This is a genomic window from Acinetobacter sp. IRS14, assembly GCF_034650275.1.
GTDB classification, from domain to species: Bacteria; Pseudomonadota; Gammaproteobacteria; order Pseudomonadales; family Moraxellaceae; genus Acinetobacter; species Acinetobacter oleivorans.
The window spans coordinates 1-2,399 of record NZ_JAOVFN010000049.1 but is presented as its reverse complement, the minus strand read 5'-3'; the positions used below and the strand labels follow the sequence as shown (position 1 = coordinate 2,399).

At 42.9% G+C, this 2,399-nt stretch carries 2 protein-coding genes; both read left to right on the top strand.

Features of this window, described 5'->3' with window-relative positions:
* Positions 1 to 849, top strand: an 849-nt coding sequence (locus ODQ17_RS18960) for a replication initiation factor domain-containing protein (protein WP_322905598.1), incomplete at its 5' end; no start/stop codon positions are given.
* 420 nt (positions 850 to 1,269) lie between these two features.
* Positions 1,270 to 1,647: a hypothetical protein gene (locus ODQ17_RS18955; RefSeq protein WP_106907937.1), complete on the top strand. Its 378-nt coding sequence runs from the start codon at positions 1,270 to 1,272 to the stop codon at positions 1,645 to 1,647.
* Positions 1,648 to 2,399 lie beyond the last annotated feature (752 nt).

Below are 2,399 nucleotides of genomic sequence, written 5' to 3'. Positions count from 1 at the left end.
GGTTGTGGCTCTATTCTGGCTTGGCACTATGAAAGCAATGGGTTTTGGCGGGTCTTTCTCTCGATTCCGGGTCAGGTATGTGAGCGGTTGGGCCTGATGGAAAGTGCTCGATTAGTCACGGGGTTAAAATGCCATTTTGGTTTTGCGGCTACCAGGGTTGATGCCAAGGTTCGTGTTTCGTCTTGGATTCTCACTCCTCAGCAGGCATATCAGGAAGGAATACAGGGAAACTTATCGAGGGTGTTTGATGTCAGTGAGCAAACTAGTACAGTCAAGGGTTATACCAGTATGACAGCGTATTTCGGTTCTAAGGGTAGTAATGCTAGAACTAGAATATATGACCCGTATCATAATCACGGGGTTATCGGTGGCACGGATATTGAGGCAGAATTGAAAGATGAGAAAGCAAAAGAGTTTGTTAACGTCTTGGCTGACTTATACCAAACTGCGGTAGACGAAAAAGATTTTTCGGTATGTGAACAATATGTAGCGGGGTGTGCTGTTGGGCAAGTTGACTTTTTAGATAGAAGTACAGGTAAGCGGGCTAGTCGGTGTGAGCGTTGCTCCTGGTGGCAGTTGGTTCTTGATACTGTGGGGACTCCGTGCCGGGTTGTTGGGGCAAAAGAAACTACCAGTCTGATTAACACAGCGGCGTGGGCAGTGTCGCAAGTAGTTCCCGCTTTGGCGGCGTTAAAGCGGTTGACCGGGGGGGAAAATTTAATGTCTTGGCTGTCAGTACAAATTAATAAAGTCGATAATTTATCAGGCGGTATGCGACAAAAAGTTAATCAGGCAAAAATTGACGGTTTTACTTTTAATCAAGTGGTGCGGTTAGCAACTTGTGCCTAGTGGTGGTGTGCCGCCGTCACGAAGTAGGCGTGCTATTTTTTCAGGTCTAAACTAATTTAATAAGTATTTTGTTATTTATTAGTTTTAGTAATAAAATATCAAAACTATTAGTCAAATTTGGGAGTTTCTGGTATTTTCTAGCAGTATGCCTACATTTCCCCGTCCCCCTTGTGTTCATAGTCTGATTAGTTCACCTTGTCGGTTGTCAAGGGCACGAAGTGGTGAACGAAGTGAACGCACCCTTGACTAACGACAAGGTGAACGGATTCTCTTTTGACAAGGGGGACGGGCTTATGGGTTCTATTACTATACTTGAGGTGTTATATTTTCCAGGTGCTCTAAAAAATTAGAATTTAATTGGCATCTTAGTCTATTTGGTGCTAAATTTAATAGGTATCTAATGTTCATTGCGAATTACCTATGCTTCAAAAAAGACTATCTGATGATGTTCCTCAGCCTAATGATTTTATCCGGGCTTTAATTAATGGTGGTGTCTCGACTTCTGGTGATATGGACTCTTTATCTAAAAAGCGTTCTTTTACCATTGAATTTACTAATTATGCTTTTATTCAAGCAATAGTAAATCTTCAGTCCCCTGAATCTTCTATTAATGCAAATAAGGTTCTTAATTACTGTTTGCGATTTTATATTGAATATCTTCAGGATTCTTTACCTGATAAGGATTTGAATAAGTTAGTTGACGCTTATGATAAAGCTTATCAAGCTTTAATTGATGAAGAATTGCCTGGTCTAAATGAGGGTTTTGACTTTTTAAAGGGGCGGCGTTCTAATGTCTAAATATCAAGTTCTTTACGTTACTAAATCTGAGTTTCAAGATAGAATTACTGGGCGGTTAGTTCAAAGTTTAAAGGTCCAATACGCTAGTCCTGATGCGGTTAATACTGATAATGCAAAGGGGCTTCCTGCTTTGACTGTTCCGGCTGAATTTTCTCTCTGGTCACAGTTTCGGCAAGTTCCGGGGGCTTATGACTTGGAATTTGCGTCAATACCTGACGGGCGGGGTCGTCCTCAACAGACAATTACTGGGGTTAAGCTCCAAGCTTGATGCTATTTCCTTTGGGCATTAACAACAAAAAAATAGGCTCCCTTTGCGAATTACCAGTTCTGAGGGGGCCTTTCTTCAAACAAATATTAAATACTCATTATGACTTTATCACTAGACTCGGTTGCCCTGGTAGGCAAAACCCCATTTGGTAACACGGGGTTGAAATGCCAAGAGCTTAAACCTGATGGAAGCTGGTTACCTAGCAGGGGGCGAAATATGCTTCTCGATGGGGGTCAACACGAGGTGGCGATCCACTGGATTCAAGGGACTTTCCTGATTAATTCCGGGGTGACAGGGGAAGCTGAGTTGGTGCCACTCCAGGTTAAGCAGTTGGCGCAGTATGTAGCCAATGCCACTAGGGAAACTTTGGAGTATTGTCCGGGGGTTGGATTGCCAAGGGGTATCTATTGGGAACATTCTGCGAGGTTTGGTTGTGGCTCTATTCTGGCTTGGCACTATGAAAGCAATGGGTTTTGGCGGGTCT